The organism is Nostoc sp. (assembly GCF_036917275.1).
Classification (GTDB): domain Bacteria; phylum Cyanobacteriota; class Cyanobacteriia; order Cyanobacteriales; family Nostocaceae; genus Nostoc.
This window is the reverse complement of sequence record NZ_JBALDF010000048.1, coordinates 91740-110920: the sequence shown is the minus strand read 5'-3', so window position 1 is coordinate 110920 and position 19181 is coordinate 91740. Positions and strand designations below refer to the sequence as shown.

18 protein-coding genes are annotated in these 19181 nt (G+C 42.2%); 8 read left to right on the top strand and 10 right to left on the bottom strand.

Translation table 11 applies throughout. The features are described 5' to 3' along the window. Positions 1-28 precede the first annotated feature (28 nt). The 3 genes from frr to V7K35_RS18645 all read right to left on the bottom strand — a co-directional run bounded on the left by frr (position 29) and on the right by V7K35_RS18645 (position 1918). Entirely contained in the window at positions 29-577 is a 549-nt protein-coding gene (gene frr / locus V7K35_RS18655; protein WP_335080684.1) for a ribosome recycling factor, read from the bottom strand. Beyond that, the gene (gene pyrH, locus V7K35_RS18650) at positions 564-1292 is read right to left on the bottom strand and encodes a UMP kinase (RefSeq protein ID WP_335080683.1); all 729 of its coding nucleotides are present in this window, start codon (positions 1290-1292) and stop codon (positions 564-566) included. Before pyrH ends, frr begins: the two co-directional genes overlap by 14 nt. Positions 1293-1363: 71 nt before the next feature. Continuing rightward, a complete protein-coding gene (locus tag V7K35_RS18645; RefSeq protein ID WP_335080682.1) occupies positions 1364-1918 on the bottom strand; it encodes a thioredoxin family protein in 555 nt (184 codons plus the stop codon). Positions 1919-2471: 553 nt separating this feature from the next. Between V7K35_RS18645 and V7K35_RS18640 the strand changes: the two genes are divergently transcribed. Then, on the top strand, positions 2472-3371 hold the full coding sequence (locus tag V7K35_RS18640; protein WP_335080681.1) for an alpha/beta fold hydrolase: 900 nt from the start codon (positions 2472-2474) through the stop codon (positions 3369-3371). A gap of 383 nt (positions 3372-3754) precedes the next feature. Here V7K35_RS18640 and V7K35_RS18635 read toward each other — a convergent pair whose 3' ends face one another. After that, on the bottom strand, positions 3755-4459 hold the full coding sequence (locus tag V7K35_RS18635; protein ID WP_335080680.1) for a diacylglycerol/polyprenol kinase family protein: 705 nt from the start codon (positions 4457-4459) through the stop codon (positions 3755-3757). A 61-nt stretch (positions 4460-4520) separates the two neighbouring features. Between V7K35_RS18635 and yidD the strand changes: the two genes are divergently transcribed. The 3 genes from yidD to ychF all read left to right on the top strand — a co-directional run bounded on the left by yidD (position 4521) and on the right by ychF (position 6299). Further along, a complete protein-coding gene (gene yidD / locus V7K35_RS18630; RefSeq protein WP_335080679.1) occupies positions 4521-4757 on the top strand; it encodes a membrane protein insertion efficiency factor YidD in 237 nt (78 codons plus the stop codon). 201 nt (positions 4758-4958) lie between these two features. Continuing rightward, positions 4959-5162 (top strand): hypothetical protein, encoded by a 204-nt coding sequence (locus V7K35_RS18625; RefSeq protein ID WP_335080678.1) that lies wholly within the window; start codon positions 4959-4961, stop codon positions 5160-5162. A 45-nt stretch (positions 5163-5207) separates the two neighbouring features. Further along, positions 5208-6299, top strand: coding sequence for a redox-regulated ATPase YchF (gene ychF, locus V7K35_RS18620; protein WP_335080677.1), 1092 nt, complete (start codon positions 5208-5210; stop codon positions 6297-6299). Between the two features lie 148 nt (positions 6300-6447). Here ychF and V7K35_RS18615 read toward each other — a convergent pair whose 3' ends face one another. From V7K35_RS18615 to hisG, 5 genes are all read right to left on the bottom strand, one after another. Then, the gene (locus V7K35_RS18615; protein WP_335080676.1) at positions 6448-7359 is read right to left on the bottom strand and encodes a hypothetical protein; all 912 of its coding nucleotides are present in this window, start codon (positions 7357-7359) and stop codon (positions 6448-6450) included. A 144-nt stretch (positions 7360-7503) separates the two neighbouring features. Continuing rightward, a complete protein-coding gene (locus V7K35_RS18610) occupies positions 7504-9783 on the bottom strand; it encodes a hybrid sensor histidine kinase/response regulator (RefSeq protein WP_335080675.1) in 2280 nt (759 codons plus the stop codon). Between the two features lie 5 nt (positions 9784-9788). After that, on the bottom strand, positions 9789-10214 hold the full coding sequence (locus tag V7K35_RS18605) for a response regulator (RefSeq protein WP_442939743.1): 426 nt from the start codon (positions 10212-10214) through the stop codon (positions 9789-9791). 17 nt (positions 10215-10231) lie between these two features. Then, a complete protein-coding gene (locus tag V7K35_RS18600; RefSeq protein WP_335080674.1) occupies positions 10232-12793 on the bottom strand; it encodes a GAF domain-containing protein in 2562 nt (853 codons plus the stop codon). A gap of 891 nt (positions 12794-13684) precedes the next feature. Further along, the gene (gene hisG, locus V7K35_RS18595; RefSeq protein ID WP_335080673.1) at positions 13685-14329 is read right to left on the bottom strand and encodes an ATP phosphoribosyltransferase; all 645 of its coding nucleotides are present in this window, start codon (positions 14327-14329) and stop codon (positions 13685-13687) included. A 75-nt stretch (positions 14330-14404) separates the two neighbouring features. On the opposite strand from hisG, the gene rppA reads away from it, so the two are divergent. From rppA to V7K35_RS18575, 4 genes are all read left to right on the top strand, one after another. Next, positions 14405-15085: a two-component system response regulator RppA gene (gene rppA, locus V7K35_RS18590; RefSeq protein WP_335080698.1), complete on the top strand. Its 681-nt coding sequence runs from the start codon at positions 14405-14407 to the stop codon at positions 15083-15085. A 654-nt stretch (positions 15086-15739) separates the two neighbouring features. Continuing rightward, complete coding sequence (locus V7K35_RS18585; RefSeq protein ID WP_335080672.1) at positions 15740-17476, top strand: Mu transposase C-terminal domain-containing protein; 1737 nt, start codon at positions 15740-15742, stop codon at positions 17474-17476. Between the two features lie 3 nt (positions 17477-17479). Beyond that, positions 17480-18316, top strand: a complete 837-nt coding sequence (locus V7K35_RS18580) for a TniB family NTP-binding protein (protein WP_335080671.1) — start codon at positions 17480-17482, stop codon at positions 18314-18316. Beyond that, complete coding sequence (locus tag V7K35_RS18575; protein WP_335080670.1) at positions 18316-18819, top strand: TniQ family protein; 504 nt, start codon at positions 18316-18318, stop codon at positions 18817-18819. The genes V7K35_RS18580 and V7K35_RS18575 overlap by 1 nt, the downstream gene beginning before the upstream one ends. A 142-nt stretch (positions 18820-18961) precedes the next feature. Here the strand turns inward: V7K35_RS18575 and V7K35_RS18570 are convergent, their stop codons facing one another. Further along, the gene (locus V7K35_RS18570) at positions 18962-19159 is read right to left on the bottom strand and encodes a hypothetical protein (RefSeq protein WP_334924422.1); all 198 of its coding nucleotides are present in this window, start codon (positions 19157-19159) and stop codon (positions 18962-18964) included. Positions 19160-19181: the final 22 nt, after the last annotated feature.

Sequence of the window (19181 nt, the reverse complement as noted above, 5' to 3'; positions counted from 1 at the left end):
TCAGCCTTTATGCTTCAGACTTTAGACTTTAAACAGTCGTAATGTCTTTTTCTTTATCTGCCAGCAATTCGTCTATTCTGGCAGTGTACTTGTTTGTCAATTTTTGCAATTTATCTTGCTGATCCCGCGCTTCATCTTCAGGAATTTCAGTATTTTTTTCCTGTTTGCGAATGGCGTCTATAGCATCGCGACGGATGTTGCGAATAGCAACACGACCTTCTTCAGCATACTTAGATGCCATTTTGACGAATTCTTTACGGCGATCGCTTGTTAAGGGCGGAATATTCAGCCGAATCACGGAACCATCATTGCTGGGGGTTAAACCGACATCAGACAAAGAAATCGCTTTTTCGACTATATTTAAACTGCTGCGATCGTAGGGTTGAATTAAGATCGTCGTGGCATCTGGGGTGCTAATGTTTGCCAGTGATTTCAAGGGCGTAGGCGAACCGTAATAGTCCACCGATACCTTATCTAATAGACTCGCATTGGCGCGACCAGTGCGAATCGTGTTAAAAGCTCGTTGAGTTGACTCAACGGTTTTTTGCATCGTACTCTCAGCTTCAGCTAATTTCACAAGAACCTCCCACAAGGGTGCCGATGGATTCTCCCAAGACTGCTCGGTGGATGTTTCCTCGCACCGTTAGGTCAAATACCAGAATTGGGATATTATTTTCTTTACACAAGGCGATCGCAGTACTATCCATCACCCGCAAATCTTTGACTAAAACGTGCGCGTAAGTGAGGCTATTGTAACGCTTTGCCTCAGGATAAATATGAGGATCAGCGTCATACACTCCGTCTACTTTGGTGGCTTTAAAAATCACTTCGGCATCAATTTCTGCGGCTCTTAATGCCGCAGTGGTGTCTGTAGTAAAGAAGGGGTTTCCAGAACCAGCACCAAAAATTACCACCCGTCCTTTTTCAAGATGGCGGATGGCACGACGACGAATATATGGTTCCGCTAATTCTTGCATAGCGATCGCAGTTTGCACCCGCGTCTGTACCCCTATACGTTCCAGCGAATCTTGCAGCGTCATGGCGTTCATTACCGTGGCAATCATCCCTATGTAGTCAGCAGTTGCCCTGTCCATCCCCGCCGACGCCGCTTTGACGCCACGAAAAATATTGCCGCCGCCAACAACGATGGCCATTTGAGTGCCAGTGGCTATCACCTCTGCTACCTCTTGTGCTATTCCTTTGACCACTTCTGGATCAATGCCATAGCCCATGTTGCCCATTAAGGCTTCACCACTCAGTTTGAGTAAAACCCGTCGGTAATTCGTTCCCATGAAGTTACGCTTTATCAAAAAAGTTGCAATTGCCTCCAATTTAAGATAACAGTTACAGGGACTATCTATGTCTAGTTACGCCAAATTAATGTAGTACCTATTGCTTCTGTTTGTGCTATGTCTATTTCTTCAGCAAGAAACAGAGAAGCGATCGCAGTTTTTAAATAATCTTCTCCCACTGCTGATGTATCTTGAGGATGATCGTCAATTTGTCCTTTGTAGCGTACTATACCATTAGTATCTATTAAAAAGGCCATTGGTGTTTTTGTAGCACCAAAACTGCGGGTCACATCTTGCGTCGAGTCCCAGAGGTAGGGAAAGTTCAAGTAGTGATGCTGGGCAAAAGCTTTCATATTTTCAAAGCTTGACCTAGTATGGTGATTACCATCACTACCATTCATGCCAATTAGTGTGAAGCCTTCTGGGGCAAATTCGGCTTGAATATTTTTCAACCTGTCTAGATACAACTCTACATAAGGACAGTGGTTACACATGGAAATGACGCCCACTGCTCGGAACTTCTCAAGATAACGCCTGAGATGGTGTACTTGACCATCAATACCTGGCAGTTCAAAATCTGGTGCGTAGCTCCCAACAGGAGTATCAATTGTTTCTAATATATTCATGTTTTCTGGATCGCAGAACTAGGAACAAGAAAAATATTGTTACATTAAGCGTCAGTTTCCAGTTGCAAACCACCCCTTAGCCGATGCTTCATATTCGACAATCTTATAGACTTGTATTGGCTGTCGTAAATTGTGAAACTACTGAATCTAGCACTGATGCTAATTAGCCCACATTAAAAATAGCGAAAATAGTACTCGCATTATAAAAGTTATAATTCATAATCCTGACGTAATGTAAGTTGTGAGTAAATTACCTCTATCAACAAGATAAAAACTCTCTACGCTGGATAAAACTATCAGCTTGATGCTGATGTTATCAGCCTAGTACCGCAAGGCGGAAGTCAAAAGTATTATGGAATGGACTTTTTAGGGATTTTAAATGGTTGCTATATTTACGCCGTAGCGTACTAGAAGCTTTCGTAGTATACGTCTAAGCTATCATTAGAGCAAAAGATTTATTTTTAAAATCTGATAAATTTTATTCAAATTCCAAACAATTTTACTTACACTCTGCTGCTGAAAGGCTTTTACCCTTGTATTCATCAAATTTCCCATGACAATCTCAAGTTCAAAAACAGCACTTACCTCTACAAAAACCTGGATTTGGCAAGATTTCCCTATCTGCTATCAAACCCAAGGAACCACTGGCCCAGCTGTTGTCCTCGTGCATGGATTTGGTGCTTCTTGGTGGCACTGGCGAAAAAATATTCCCGTATTAGCACAAAATTGCCGTGTTTATGCTATTGATTTGATTGGTTTTGGCGGTTCCGCAAAACCTCAACCTGGTGAAAAAATTGCCTACACATTAGAAACCTGGGGACAACAAGTGGCAGATTTTTGCCGCGAAGTTGTGGGTGAACCAGCTTTTTTAGTCGGAAATTCTATTGGCTGTATTGTAGCCATGCAAGCAGCAGTAAGCAACCCAGATATTGCCTTAGGAGTTGCTTTGCTCAACTGTTCTTTACGACTGTTACACGATCGCAAACGGGTAACTTTACCTTTATCTCGTCGTTACGGAGCGCCTTTGCTGCAACGCTTACTATCTATTAAACCAGTTGGTGATTTCTTTTTCAATCAACTCGCCAAACCGAAAACAGTGCGGAAAATTCTGCTGCAAGCTTATGCGAATGCTGAGATGGTAACAGATGAATTGGTAGATATTCTCACTTCACCAGCAAGGGATCCGGGGGCTGGTGCTGTGTTTCTTGCCTTTACTTCTTATTCTACAGGGCCATTACCTGAAGACCTTTTGCCACTGTTATCCTGTCCGGCGATTATCTTGTGGGGAACGGCTGATCCGTGGGAACCAATTAAATTAGGGAGAGAATTAGCTAACTTTCCCCAAGTAGAAAAGTTTATTCCTTTAGAGGGAGTGGGGCATTGTCCACAGGATGAAGCACCTGAGTTAGTCAATCCGATTTTACTCGATTGGATTTTGGAGCGATCGCGGTAATCATCTGTGAGAGGTTAGAATAGTGTGAATTTTGTCAATCAGCTAAAAAACACTTGAATACTGACTGTCAACAATAAAGACGACAATTCCAACGAAAATAAAGAGGACTAAAGTAGCTATTAAACCACGATGTCGAGAGACAACATCAAGAAGTACTAGTAGCCAGAATAAGGCAATCTCAACTGCGCTAGCAATGAACACAAGTCTGAAATTTAGTTCAATTTTTGGAGCCTGTAAACCGAATAAAGTAAGCCTTGCTAAAGAACTGCCTTCACGAGCGGACGATATTATTAGCTGCGACTGTACCAAGTTAACTAATAACCAAATAATTACTATGCCTCCCATTACTGTCAATACAACCGCTATAGTACTTAAGGCAATTACTAATTCAACAAAACTAACTGAGTTAAAAAGAAGGCAAGTGCTGCACTGCCCAAGGGAACTGTCAAATTGTCAATACCTAAAAATGAAACAGCTTCTAAAGCAGTAGCGATAAATGCAACTAACAGTGATACTGCCCAAGTTTGCCAACTGTTTCCTTGAGTTCCAACTAAAATCAAACTACTGACAACATAGCTAACGAGCATCATCGTTAGGGAGCCTTCCCAACTTTTTTCTGTCCCAAAAACTTTGTACTTATGTTTACCAAAGCGTTGCCCAATTAAGGCTGCTAATCCATCTCCCCAAGTCATTACCAAAATTCCGAGTGCTGCGTACTGGGGTTGTTGCAAGTACCAGAACCAGGCAACTAAAATACCGAAACTGACGGAGTAAAAAAATGTCCCTAAACTTTGGCGTCCGACGCTATTAATACCAGGAAGAATCGGAAATCGGTAGGATAATAAGGTGATTGCACTGGCTAAAATGGAAGCTGTAATCCCTACACTGGCGGGAATATCGAGCCACCAAGCGATTAAAATCACATTCCCAGTGCCAATATGAACTATCTTCCGCACGATTTCTGGCTTGTCGGCGAAGCGGTTTACCACCCATGCAATCAGAAGGATGAGTAGTACCCAAATTGTAGCCGACGCAATTTGCAGCCAGAAAACCGGAATTGAGGTGAAGTCAGAAAATGTAATTAACAAAGATGCGACAAAATGAAAATTTTTATCCTTATTACTAATTTATAAGATTTGGGTAGCTGCAATGAAATTATTATTTATTTGGCTGATTCGGGGCTACCGAATGTTTATCTCGCCGTTGTTTCTCCCAACTTGTCGCTTTCAACCAACTTGTTCGATGTATGCTATTGAAGCCATTGAACGATTTGGTGTGTTGCGTGGTGGGTGGATGGCAACTCGGCGGATTTTGCGCTGTCATCCGTTTCATCCAGGTGGTTATGATCCAGTGCCAGAGGTGGTAGAAAGGGTGGAGGGGGAGTAGTTTTGTGCAAATGGTGGGGAATTGAGGTTGGATTTTAAACGCAAAGGGGCGCGGAGGGAAGCGCAGAGGAACGCTGAGAACTGTAATGACAACGGTAATTTATTAAAGGAAGTGTTCGTGGGTATAGCTATTTGGGAAGATGTCAACAGATGAGGTTGTCATCTAGCGTGGGAAGGTTGAATAATTTAATTTAGACTTACGATGATTAATCCCACTGCTATTTCTATACCAGAACCACAAATTCCTACTCCTGGCCCGAGTCCGCTACCTAGTCCCAATCCTGAACCGAGTCCGCTACCGAGTCCCGAACCTGTACCGGGGCCAGCGATTCCCCAACCTTTACCGGGACCTGTACCAGAACCAGTACCTGCTCCGATTCCTCAAACCATACCGGAACCTGTTTAGATTACCTTGGTAATGTAATCCAAAATTCAAAATCTAAAATCCAAAATGCTAAGAGCCGGAATTGTCGGACTTCCCAACGTCGGAAAATCTACTTTATTTAATGCTGTAGTTGCTAATGCCAAGGCAGAAGCAGCTAACTTCCCTTTTTGCACGATTGAACCGAATGTCGGCGTTGTCGCAGTCCCGGATGAACGGTTAAATGTTCTTGCTAAGATTGCCAGTTCGGTACAAATTATTCCGGCGCGGGTGGAATTTGTAGATATTGCCGGTTTAGTTAAAGGTGCAAGTCAGGGTGAGGGACTAGGGAATCAATTCCTGTCCCACATCCGGGAAGTTGATGCGATCGTCCATGTGGTACGTTGTTTTGAGAATGATGATATTATCCACGTTGCTGGTTCTGTTGACCCAGCGCGAGATATCGAAATCATTAATATAGAATTGGGTTTATCAGATTTATCACAAATTGAGCGGCGAATTGACCGGACTCGCAAACAAGCTCGTACTAGCAAAGATGCACAGTTTGAAATCACAGTGTTGGAAAAATTAGCTGCGGCTTTAAATGAAGGTAAATCGGTGCGTCAGGTGAGCTTGAATGAAGAAGAAACAGTAATTATTAAAGGACTAGAACTGCTCACTTATAAACCGATTATCTACGCCGCGAATGTATCTGAGGATGAGTTGGCAACTGGTAATGATTTTGTGGAAACAGTGCGGCAAATTGCAGCGACAGAAAATGCCCAAGTTGTGATAGTTTCGGCTCAAGTTGAAGCTGAATTAGTGGAATTACCAGAGGAAGATAAAGCTGATTTTCTTGCGTCTTTAGGTGTGGAAGAAGGCGGTTTAAAATCGTTGATTCGGGCAACTTACACACTTTTAGGTTTGCGGACATATTTTACTTCTGGCCCCAAAGAAACCCGCGCTTGGACAATTAATGCCGGAATGTCTGCACCTCAAGCTGCTGGTGTAATCCACAGTGATTTTGAGCGGGGATTTATTCGCGCCGAAACAGTCGCTTATAAAGATTTGGTAACAACTGGTTCAATGAATGCTGCCAAAGAGAAAGGGTTGGTTCGTAGTGAAGGGAAAGAGTATGTTGTCCACGAAGGCGATGTAATGTTGTTCCGATTTAATGTGTAGGGGTAATTAATCCGTGGCCGTTATCAATAAGATAATGGTCAACCTACACCAAGTTGCGATCGCCATCAAAATATTGACAAAATCTTCGAGATATGCATACTACTTCTGCTAACCGATTGACTTGTTGTGCCATCAAAAGACATACTTTTTAGCTACTTCCACCCACAATGTATACATAGGAACCAAAATTCTCGTCATCTGTACCAACCACTACACCGCCTTCTGCACCAGGAACAAGTTCTATACCTTCAATTTTGTGGTAATTAGAGCGGTACAAAGGAACAAGTTGAGGATTTTGCCGCCATACAATTTTGTCACCGTGTAATCCCAGGTAACCAGCGATATACACAGCCGACTGGAATGGGCCATCATCTCCAGCATCACTTGCTGAGGTGATGTATACAATTCCTACGGGATCTACCTTAATATCTGAAATATGACGCACGTTGCCAGATGGAAACGGTACTTTCAGATTGGTAGAACCTGTAAGAGTAATTTGATATTTAGCTAAGTCAAAAACTCCCCAAAAAATAGTTGCTGGTTGTTTTCCTTCACCGCGATGTCCCCAAATAGCAACTAATTTGCCATCTATATTTTGTAATCCCAATGCTTCAAAATTATTTCCTGGAATAATTCCTGGTAGATTGAATTCCTTGAGAACCGAGATAGTCTTATTGCTAGGCTCTAACCTGATGTAATAAGCTTTTCCAGAACTGCTTAAAGCGATAAAAGAGGATTTTGTTTTCTCAGGAACAGATGTTAAAGCTTCTAAGTCGATAGGCAATTCTATGTTACTTGGCCAGTTCAATGGGAAATATTCGGGTTGGTTCTTACCCTTAATGCTGATGATTGCTAAACGACCTTGGTTTTTTTGTTTGTTGTCATGGACAATCAGAAAATCGAGAGTATTGCTTTGCTGCTGTATCAAAGCTATACCACCAATACCAAAAGGGATACCACCGCGAACCGGACGCCAATCTTGCGCCCAAACTTGCACAGAGGCGAGTAACAATGTACCCAAGATTACTATATTGATGATTAACTTAAGAAACCGAGGCATATTGATTTAGCCAAGCTGTGAGTATCGGTTAGAGAAGTGTGTTTGCCGATGCTCAATCATATCAATTCCAGGTAATTCGCAACCACATTAATAAAGCAGCCTTTTGTACTCAGTGCTATCAGCTTACTTACGTAATTACTTAACTCACGATAGTACTTTATGTAAAGAAAGCAATAATTCATTGACAGTATAAGGTTTCGACAAAAACGTATTGACACCAATAGCAGCTACTGCACTGAGCTTATTGTCAGACGTAAGTCCACTACTGGCAATAATTCTGACTTGGGGGTTGATTTTTAGCAGGGTACGGATGGCAGTTAAACCATCCAGCGAGGGCAGCATAATATCCATCAGTACGGCACTAATTTTGTCCCTATTTTGAGCGTATAGCGCGATCGCTTCTATGCCATCACTGGCAATTAAGGTTTTGTAGTTATGAGCTTCTAATGATGTTCTGGTAATCTCTTGAATGGCAACTTCATCATCCACAACCAAAATCAATTCTCCATGTCCTGTCTGTGGTGGCAAATCTTCAAGGCTGAATGTTTCCATTCCCTCTACTGCTGGCAAGTAAACCTTAAAGCTAGTGCCATTTCCCGGTTCGCTATATACGTTCACAAAACCTCCGTGACTTTTAATGATCCCAAGTACGGTGGAAAGTCCTAACCCTGTGCCTTGTCCGACATCTTTTGTGGTAAAGAATGGCTCGAAAATTCTATCTAAGATTTCTTTAGGAATCCCAACTCCAGTATCAAAGACAGTAATCACTGTGTATGGACCCTCCTTGGCTTCCAGGTTCAGGCAGGCATAATTTTCGTCAATCAACAGATTCTCGGCAGAGATACTCAAAATACCGCTATTAGGCATAGCATCGCGGGCGTTAACGCAGAGGTTCATCAGCACTTGATGCAGTTGAGTGCTATCTCCAGAAACCATCCACAAATCTTGCGGTACATCAGTGCTGACTCTTATGGATTTGGGAAATGTCTCTTTGAGAATTTTGGCAAGTTCTACAATCAAATGCCTGAGTTGCAAAGTGATGCGCTTCCCTTCTACACCCCGCGCAAAGGACAGCACTTGTTTGACTAAATCAGCGCCGCGTTTAGCATTGATTTCCAAAATCTCCAGTAGATGGCGGGTGCGTTCGTCTATATTGGGAAATTTGAGTGGTAATAGTTGCGCTCCTGCCAGAATCGGTGTCAGGATATTGTTGAGGTCGTGAGCAATGCCACTAGCTAGAGTGCCAATACTTTCCAGGCGTTGAGCGCGAAACAATTGGGCTTCTAGGAGTTTTTTATCGGTAATATCTGTGTCAACTGTGAGAATTGATTTGGGTTTCCCTTGTTCATCGCATACCAGACTCCAGCGACTAGCGACAAGGATTTCCTTGCCCATTTTAGTAAGTTTTGTTAACTCACCTTGCCACTTACCTTTACTAATAACTTGCAACAGAGCCGCTTCGATTTCTGGTGAAGGTTCGTCAAACAAAAGCTCATTAGCATTTTTACCCCAAGCCTCTGTAGCTTGCCAGCCGAAAACTGTTTCTGCGCCTTTGTTCCAGAAGAGAATTTGATTATTTAAATCTCGCACACAAATGGCATCTGTGGTGACATCTAGTAATGCTGCTTGTTCGCGGATTTTTTCTTCTGCTAATTTGCGTTCGCGCAATGCAGCTTGCCGTTCGCTAATATCGATACTGGCGCAAGTCACCCCGACAACTTCTTGCGACTCATTCCGCAATGGCTCCACAGTTAAGTCGTAATATCGAGTTGAATCTTTGATTGTAATTGATACTTCCTCTCGCGTTCCTATGCCAGTGGTTAACACCCCACGTTTAATTTTGATCAGATGTTGAGCATCTTCAACTGGGATGATATCCAAGTCTTGTTTGCCCAACATTTCCTCAACCGTCAATCCATCGGAGGGATTGTAAACCCAGGTGTACCGTAACTCCATATCTTGGTTGTAGACAAAGATGGGAGAGTTTTTCAGGGCAACCCGAAATCGTTCCTCACTCTGTCGCAGTGCGTTGTCTGCCCGTTGACGTTCGATCGCATAACGCATTGAGCGCACTAGCAAATCGCCAGTTACTTGCCCTTTAAGCAAATAATCCTGCGCTCCTTGTTGCATTGCCCTAATTGCCAGGGTTTCATCGTCTATACCCGTGAGGACAATTATCGGAGTGGCTTTTGCGTGATTGTGAGTGCTCACAAAGGTTTCTAGTCCCTGGGCATCTGGCAAAGAGAGGTCTAACAAAATTACATCAAAAATTTCCTTTGCTAGGTAGTTTAGTGCTTCCGAAAGCCGCACAACAGGAATCAAATCAACTACAACTGTGGTAACTTCCTTTAAAAACTCCTGTAATAAAAAGACATCACCAGGGTTATCTTCTACTAATAAAACTTTAATATTTGTACCTGCCATTTTCATTACTCCGGTGGCAGTTTTACGATCGCAAACCAAAAATTTTCTATTGATTGGACAATTCTAACGAATTGATCGAAATCTACTGGTTTAGTTATGTAACAGTTTGCAGATAAATTATAAGCTTTGAGGATGTCTTCTTGAGCTTGGGAAGTCGTCAAAACTACTACAGGAATTCGTTTGAGGTTTTCATCTGCTTTAATTTCTGCTAATACCTCCCGCCCATCTTTTCTAGGGAGGTTCAAATCGAGCAACACAATATCTGGATGAGCTGCTTTGACATATTTTTCCTGTTTTCGCAAGAATGCCATTGCCTCGACACCATCTTCGACCACATTCAAGTGGATCGGGATTTTGCTATCTTCTAAGGCGATGCGTGTGAGTTGAGCATCGCCAGGATTGTCCTCTACTAACAAGACCTGAATAGGCATAATTGCTGTTATGGTTCTCACCATTGCTTAAGAGCTCTATCTGGAATTGTGAAGTAAAAAGTAGAGCCTTGATCCGGTTTCGACTCAACCCAGATCCGGCCGCCGTGGCGTTCTATAATTTTTTTACAAATTGCCAAACCAATTCCGGTACCTGGATACTTGCCTCTACCGTGCAAGCGCTGAAAAATTATAAATATACGTTCAGCATATTGGGATTCAAAACCAATTGCATTATCACTCACCCAGAACAACCATTCATCTGCCGACGGGATAGAATTCAAATCTTCCCCATCTGGATTTGCATCTCTCTTTTTTACTCCGATGTGAATTTGTGGCTGCTGATTCTGGCAAAATTTGATCGCGTTGGCGAGCAGGTTTTGAAATACTTGTGTCAGTTGGGTAGCATCAGCCATCACTTTAGGTAGAGAATCATAAGTGACAACTGCTTTAGTATCTGCGATCGCCAGTTGAAGATTAGCGATCGCTCCCTGTAAGACAACATTACAATCAACTAGCGCAAAAGGCTGTCCACGGGTGCTGACGCGGGAATAGTTTAACAAATCGTTGATTAGCGTCTGCATCCGACGCGCCCCATCTACTGCGTAGGTGATAAACTGATCAGCATTCGCATCCAGTCTATTTTTATATCTTTGCTCCAATAATTGTAAATAACTCGTTACCATCCGCAACGGCTCTTGCAAGTCATGGGAAGCCACATAGGCAAACTGTTCTAAATCCGCGTTTGAACGCGTTAGTTCCTGACTTTGGCGAGTTTCTTGTTCTAATAGTTGCGCTTGAGATAAAGCAATCCCAATTTGGTTAGCCAGTTGCTTTAACAACTCTGTCTCAAAGTTATTCCACCGTCGAGGTGCGGCACACTGATGAGCCAGCAACAAACCCCAAATACCTTCCCTGACAAGAATCGGCACTACGAGGTTAGCCCTGACAGCAAACTGCTGAAGAAATTCTCGATGGCAGGGTTGGATATAAGCAGCTTCAATATCTTCAATGGCACTGATTCTTCCCTGGCGATATCTTTCTAAATATTCTTCTTTAAAGCAGGGGTCGAAAATATTTTCTCCTAGAATTACGGGCCAACCAGGTAGCACTGCCTCTTGTACTACTGTTCCCGAAGCATTAGTTTCCAGTCGAAAAATTAAAACTCGGTCAGCTTTTAATAATTTTTGTACCTCAGTAACCGTGGTTTGGAGAATTTCGTCTATTTGTAAAGATTCTCGAATTTTCAGGGTGATTTCGGCAAATAGTTGCGATCGCAAATTCTGCTGCTTTAATTCCTTTTCTACCCGCTTGCGATTTGTAATATCACTATAGGAACCAACCATCCGTACCACATCACCTGATGCGTCCCAATGTGCCTGTCCTCGATCTAGAATCCATTTATAGCTGCCGTCTTGGCATTGGACTCGATATTCACAAATGTAAAACGGTGTTTTTTTGGCAAAGTGGTCTTGGAAAGCTTGAAGTACCAAATCTCGCTCATCGGGATGGATTCGTTTTGTCCATTCATCCCAACCATTGGAAACTTCGTGGTTTTTATACCCAAGTATTTCCTTCCACCGAGTTGAGAAGAACACTTCATTAGTTTTAAGGTTCCAGTCCCAAATACCATCATTATTACCAGCTAATGCTAATTGCCAGCGTTCTTCACTCTCTTGTAGTGCTTTTGCTGTTTTGCGTCGTTCAGTAATGTCTTGGAAATAAACAGACAAGCCATCTTTTGCAGGATAAGCGTGGACTTGAAGCCAGCACTTCTGTGGCGGATAAAACTCCTCAAATTCCACACTCACCTGTTCTAATATTGCCCTGTGATACTCACGATCAAATGTTGTGCCGATGATTTCTGGAAACACCTCCCAAATGTTTTTACCCAAAAACTCATACTGGTTTTTTTGCAAAAGCCGTTCTGCTTGACCATTAATGTAGGTGAATTGCCACTTTTTATCTAAGGCAAAAAAACCATCAGTAATGCTTTCGAGCAGATTATTGATGCGGGTTCTGGCAGCTTCCGACTCAGCATGGGCTGCTTGCTCATGCGCCAAGAGTTTTTCGGTAATTTGAGATATCTCAACTATATGACGCCTGAGTTCTAATTGGTCGATTACCAGACGACTTATAGCTACAAGCGCCTCTACTTGTTTTTGGCTCAATTGCCGTGGAACTTGGTCAATTACACACAGAGTTCCTAGCATATCTCCTTTCAGAGTAATTAGGGGTACACCTGCATAAAACCGCACATAAGGATAGCCAGTTACTATTGGATTATTGGACAATCTTTCATCAGCTAAAGTATCCAAAACTATTACAACGTTACGCTGCTCTTGGCAAAGGTAAGAGAACCCAACACTGTGGGGCATTTCTGATACATCTAAACCGACTTTTGCCTTAAACCATTGACGGTTTTCATCAATGAAATTTACCAAGGATATCGGAGTGCCACAAATAGAAGCCGCTAATTGGGCCAGATTGTCGTAGGCTTCTTCGGGTTCGGTGTCAAGAATTTGATACTGGCGGAGCGCTTCTAGCCTTGCCATTTCTGTATCAATGTGTCCAGCTTTCATTAACTTTTATTAGAGGTTGTTTGAAAAGTGGTTAACTGTGATTAAGATCACCCCCCTTAATCCCCCCTTGTCAAGGGGGGAGACCGGAAATCTAGTTCCCTCCCCTTTATAAGGGGAGGGTTAGGGTGGGGTATAAAATATTTGATACATCAATCATGACTTTTCAAACAACCTCTTAAACAATTTAAATATAATATTCAGTTAGCAGCGTGCCTATCTCAAGAATAGCTTAACCTTTTTTAAGAATTATTAGTTTTTCCCCCGCCTCTGGCTTTTCACAAAAGTTTGTTTAAATTCTAGATTTTAATTTAGAGTGTTCCAAAAAATAAATGATCCAAAACCTGTCATTGCGAGCGCAACGAAGTGTAGCGAAGCAATCCCAAGATATTGCGATTGCTTCATTCCGCTTTGCTCCATTCGCAATGACAATTGGGCACTTTTTTACTTGGAGTACTCTTAATTCCATTATCTAAAATCTAAAATCTAAAATTGTCTTGGTCAGTTGTCACTATGCCAAATGTCGCTAGAAAAATCGTGAGTTTATAGCTATTTTCAGCTAAATAGACCACGCGGTAGGGGCGCAAGGTTTTGCGCCCTTAAGACAGATGTGGTTCAAATACATGAAAACTACTGTAAGCAAAAAATCATGAGTTTAAGAAAAAAATCGTGATTTTAAGAAAAAAGTCGTGATTTTAAGAAAAAAATCGTGATTTTAAGGAAAAAATCATGATTTTAAGAAAAAAATCGTGATTTTAAGAAAAAAGTCGTGATTTTAAGAGAAAAATCATGATTATAACGAAAAAATCGTGAGTTTAGTGGTGAAATCATGATTTTGCTAATAAAAGCTGTAGACCATCCCAAATGTGCAAAATTCCCCTCTGACTGGAACTGTTAAACCCCTACCAAAACGGTTGACCGCAGTTTGGCAATCACATCACTCAAATTACCCGTGTTCAGGCGGTAACTAAGAGGATGAGCAATCAACCGCGCCGTGCTTTCATACAGAGTAGCAATTTCAATCAAACCATTTTCGCGCAAAGTCCGCCCTGTGGAAACCAAATCCACGATCGCTTCTGACATTCCAGTAATCGGGCCTAGTTCCACTGAACCATACAACGGCACTATTTCCACAGGTAAATCTAGACTGTGGAAATATTCACGAGCGCAATTGACATACTTAGAAGCAACTCTACCATGCGGTAGTAAATCTAAAGGCGATCGGTAAGAACTCGATGCTTTTACCGCCACCGACATCCGACAATGCCCAAACTGCAAATCTACCAAGTGGGCAACTTGCGGCTGCTTCTCCCGCAGCACATCGTAGCCGACAATACCCAGTTGTGCTTGACCATATTCTACATAAACAGGCACATCCTGCGCCCGTACCAACAAAGCTTTGGCAATTCCCTTAGTGTCAAAAATTTGAAGTTGGCGATTTCCTGAATCTAAAAAAGCACTAAAGTCTAACCCGACAGATTGTAGCAAGCGGATGCTATTTTTAAGGAGTTCCCCTTTTGGCAATGCAACAGTCAGCATTCTTTTTTTAGTATCCTTGGCGTCCCAGCAGTTGAATAATATTGAGAATATCTCTATATGCTTACCACAAGCAGCATGAGAATTTTATTAGTTGATGATGAAGTTGAACTAACTGAACCCTTAAGTCGCTTATTAACTCGTGAGGGTTATATTGTAGATGCCGCTTTCGATGGCACAAGCGGCAGCGAACATGCACAAACAGGCAATTATGACCTACTAATTTTAGATTGGATGCTGCCAGGAAAAACCGGGTTAGAGATTTGTCAGCAATTGCGACGCCAAGGCAAAACCACTCCCGTACTGTTTCTCACAGCTAAAGATACTTTAGATGACCGCGTACAAGGTTTAGATGCTGGTGCTGACGACTATTTGGTTAAACCTTTTGAACTGCGGGAGTTATTAGCCAGAGTCCGGGCCTTATTGCGTCGTTCCGGTTCCCAAACCTATGAAACCACCACCGGACGTTTAACCGTCGCTGATTTAGAACTCGATTGTGAAAATCAAGTAGCCTATCGCCAAGGACGAATAATTGAGCTATCGCAAAAAGAAAGCCAGTTGTTGCAATACTTTATGGAACACACTGGGCAACTAATGACTCATGCCCAGATTATGCAAAATTTGTGGCAAGAAGAACAACCCAGTAGTAATGCGATCGCCGCATTAATTCGTCTACTGCGTCGTAAGATTGAGGTAGGTAGAGAAACTGCGCTGATTCACACAGTCTACGGCAAAGGCTATCGTTTCGGTGCTTCTTGAGTCGAGTTGGTTTAGTCGCCTGTTTTCAACTCACAATGATTCGGTTAATTGGTTAGAAGAATCATTGATATTTTTCAGTCTTTGCGACTTTAATTCCTGTCGAAGTTTGTTGTAGAGGGATGAATCCACAGGCGTAGGGTGTTGGTATAGCAGGAGGCAGAGGGCAGGAGGCAGGAGGTAAAACTATTGCTAACTCTAGCATTCACCCTTTCTAAATGTCCTAACCTATGTGACTACGGCTATAACTCCTAAACTCTTACGACGAACCTGCAACTCCATACCTTTAAACTTTTCCACATCCGGTAAAAGTCAAATACTTCTAGGAATGGCACTATAGCAGATTCCCATCTGAATTATTGATTAACAAACTTTGAAAATATGTACATTAACTAATTATTTGTCCATTTAACAGAATATTGTCACGAATACCTCAAATACTTAAAAACCTGTCATGGAAAGGATTATGGCAGGTTTTTTGCTATTTACGTCAGTCACACCCCTTAAGCTTGTATTCACAAATTAGATGTCAAATACCAGATATTTCACAATTTAATTGTCAATCTCCAGAAAACTGAAAAATCATGATTTTCATAAATTAACAAATTATTTGTCATTAAAGTAGTATAATACAACTATGTTTTGATAAAACATAATATGCAAAATACAGAATCTTCTACAACCTCTATAACTTGGGCAAGCTCCGCAGATGTTAATAACGATCTTGCTGAAGCAAACGTTATTGTTTCTAAGCTTTCAGATGAAGCTTTGCTGAAAATGGAGGTGATTCAAAGCCTTTTAGAAAATAGCGATGCCTACGGCGGGCTGCGCCAACGCATTACATATACTCAAAAGCTTAAGGAAGCGGCAGAAAAACTTGGTAAGTCAGTACGTACAGTGCGACGGCTAGTAGACAAATGGGAACAGGAGGGTTTGGCTGGGCTAGTACAAAATCAACGGGTGGATAAAGGGAAGCATCGAGTTGATGAAAACTGGCAAGAGTTTGTATTGAAAACTTATAAGGAGGGTAATAAGGGAAGTAAAAGGATGACTCGCCAACAGGTATTTATCAAAGCTAAGGCCAGAGCTGATGAACTGGGAGTTAAGCCTCCTTCCCACATGACAGTTTACCGAATTTTGCAACCGTTAATAGATAAAATTGAGCAAGCTAAAAGTATTCGCAGTCCGGGTTGGCGTGGTTCGCGGCTATCAGTTAAAACCCGTGATGGAAAAGATTTACAGATAGAACATAGTAACCAAGTTTGGCAATGCGACCATACCCGTGTTGATGTTTTATTAGTAGATCAGCATGGCAAAATTCTTAGTCGTCCTTGGTTAACAACAGTTATTGATAGTTATTCGCGCTGCATCATAGGAATTAACTTAGGCTACGATGCACCAAGTTCTCAGGTTGTAGCTTTGGCGCTACGTCATGCAATTTTGCCCAAGCAATATGGTTCAGAATATGGACTTCACGAAGAATGGGGTACTTCTGGTTTGCCGCAACACTTTTATACGGATGGGGGTAAAGATTTTCGTTCCAACCATTTACAACAAATAGGAGTGCAGTTAGGGTTTGTTTGTCATTTACGCGATCGCCCATCTGAAGGTGGTAGTGTTGAGCGTCCGTTTAAAACTCTAAATACAGAATTATTCTCAACTTTAGAAGGATATACAGGTTCAAACGTTCAAGAGCGACCAGAGTCAGCCGAGAAAGAAGCCTGCTTAACGTTGCGGCAGTTAGAGCAAATGTTGGTGCGTTACATCGTTGATAACTATAACCAGCGACTTGATGCTCGAATGGGCGACCAGACAAGATTTCAACGCTGGGAATCTGGTTTAATTGCAGCACCCGATTTACTTTCCGAGAGGGATTTGGATATTTGCTTAATGAAGCAAACACGGCGACAAATTCAACGCGGAGGATATCTGCAATTTGAAAACTTGATGTATCGAGGTGAACTCTTAGCGGGTTATGCAGGGGAAAGTGTTGTGTTGCGATATGACCCTAAAGACATCACAACGATTTTGGTTTATTGCATAGAAGGGAATAAAGAGGTATTTATTGCTCGTGCTTATGCTCAAGATTTAGAGACAGAAGAACTATCTTTAGATGAAGCAAAAGCTAGTAGCCGCAAGGTCAGAGAAGCGGGTAAAGCTGTGAGCAATCGCTCAATTTTGGCTGAAGTTAGGGAGCGCGAAACATTCCCAACTCAAAAGAAAACTAAAAAAGAGCGTCAGAAAGTAGAACAGGCTGAGGTCAAAAAATATAAACAAGTTATACCTGTTGAGCCAGAAGAATCAGTAGAGGCAGTATCTATTGATAGCGAACCTGAGCCAGAGATGCCGGAAGTTTTTGATTACGAACAAATGCGTGAAGATTACGGATTTTAGAAAATGACTTCAAAAGAAGCCCAAGCAGTCGCCCAACAATTGGGCAATATTCCCGTTAATAGTGAAAAATTACAGGCGGAGATTCAACGATTAAATCGTAAAGGTTATGTCCCACTTGAACAAGTGCAAATGCTCCATGATTGGCTGGAAGGAAAGCGGCAATCGAGGCAATCTGGGCGTGTGGTAGGTGAATCGAGAACGGGTAAAACTATGGGTTGTGATGCCTATAGGCTTAGGAATAAACCCTCTCAAGTTGCAGGAAAACCTCCAACTGTACCTGTGGCTTATATCCAAATTCCCCAGGAGTGCGGTGCTAAGGAATTCTTTGGGGTAATTATGGAGCATTTGAAATATCAGGTAACTAAAGGAACAGTAGCAGAAATTCGAGATAGAACGCTGCGGGTTCTTAAAGGTTGTGGGGTGGAGATGTTGATTATTGATGAAGCTGACCGCTTTAAACCGAAAACTTTTGCGGAAGTGCGTGATATTTTTGACAGGCTGGAAATAGCAGTGATTTTGGTAGGAACTGACCGCTTAGATGCAGTGATCAAGCGCGATGAGCAAGTTTACAACCGTTTTCGATCTTGTCACCGTTTTGGAAAGATGTCAGGGGAAGACTTTAAGCGAACTGTGGATATTTGGGAGAAGCAAATACTCAGATTGCCAGTTGCTTCCAACCTTTCGAGTAAGACGATGTTGAAGACGTTGGGGGAAGCAACTGGAGGTTATATCGGTTTGATGGATATGATTCTCCGAGAGACTGCAATCCGGGCTTTAAAAAAGGGACTGCAAAAAATTGATTTGGAAACTTTGAAGGAAGTAGCTACTGAATACAAGTGATGGAAGCGGAAAATGTTAAGCCTTGGCTGTTTAGAGTTCAACCCTATGAAGGAGAAAGCCTGAGTCATTTTTTGGGACGTTTTCGACGGGCAAATGATTTAACCCCTACTGGATTAGGTAAAGCAGCAGGACTTGGAGGTGCGATCGCAAGATGGGAAAAGTTTCGGTTTAATCCGCCTCCTTCTCAGCAACATTTGGAGGCATTAGCTAAGGTTGTAGGGGTTGATGCTGATAAGTTAGAGCAGATGTTACCACCTCCTGGTGTGGGGATGAAAATGGAGCCTATTCGATTATGTGCTGTTTGTTATGTTGAGTCGCCTTGTCACAAAATTGACTGGCAGTTTAAAGTGACTCAGGGGTGCGATCGCCACAAGTTAAGCTTGCTTTCAGAATGTCCCAACTGTGGGGCGAGATTTAAGGTTCCAGCATTGTGGGCAGATGGTTGGTGTCAAAGGTGTTTTATGACGTTTGTCAATATGGCAAAGTGTCAGAAGCATTATTGAATAATAATCCTATATTATGAAACGACGTTGGCCTCCAAAAGAATATTTGATTAAAATGCGTTAGCAGTAGCGACGTTAGGAGCGTCAGCTACCCTGCAATAGACTCGTCACAAATTTAGTTTACTTCCTGAATGTAATATATCTATGGGGCAACTTGGTCTGACTGCTCCACTTCCAGATTGAAAATAATTGTGAAAGTCACGCTTGGTACGAGTCGGCGCAGAGCTTGTAAATGAGCCTCAGCGTAACTCCGGCGACGAAAACGGGCAACAATTTGGTGTTGCATAGTCGGAAAATGGCGGACTACACACCAAGGATTTAACTTTTCAACGTAGGTCATAATATTCTCCTGACAATACTTG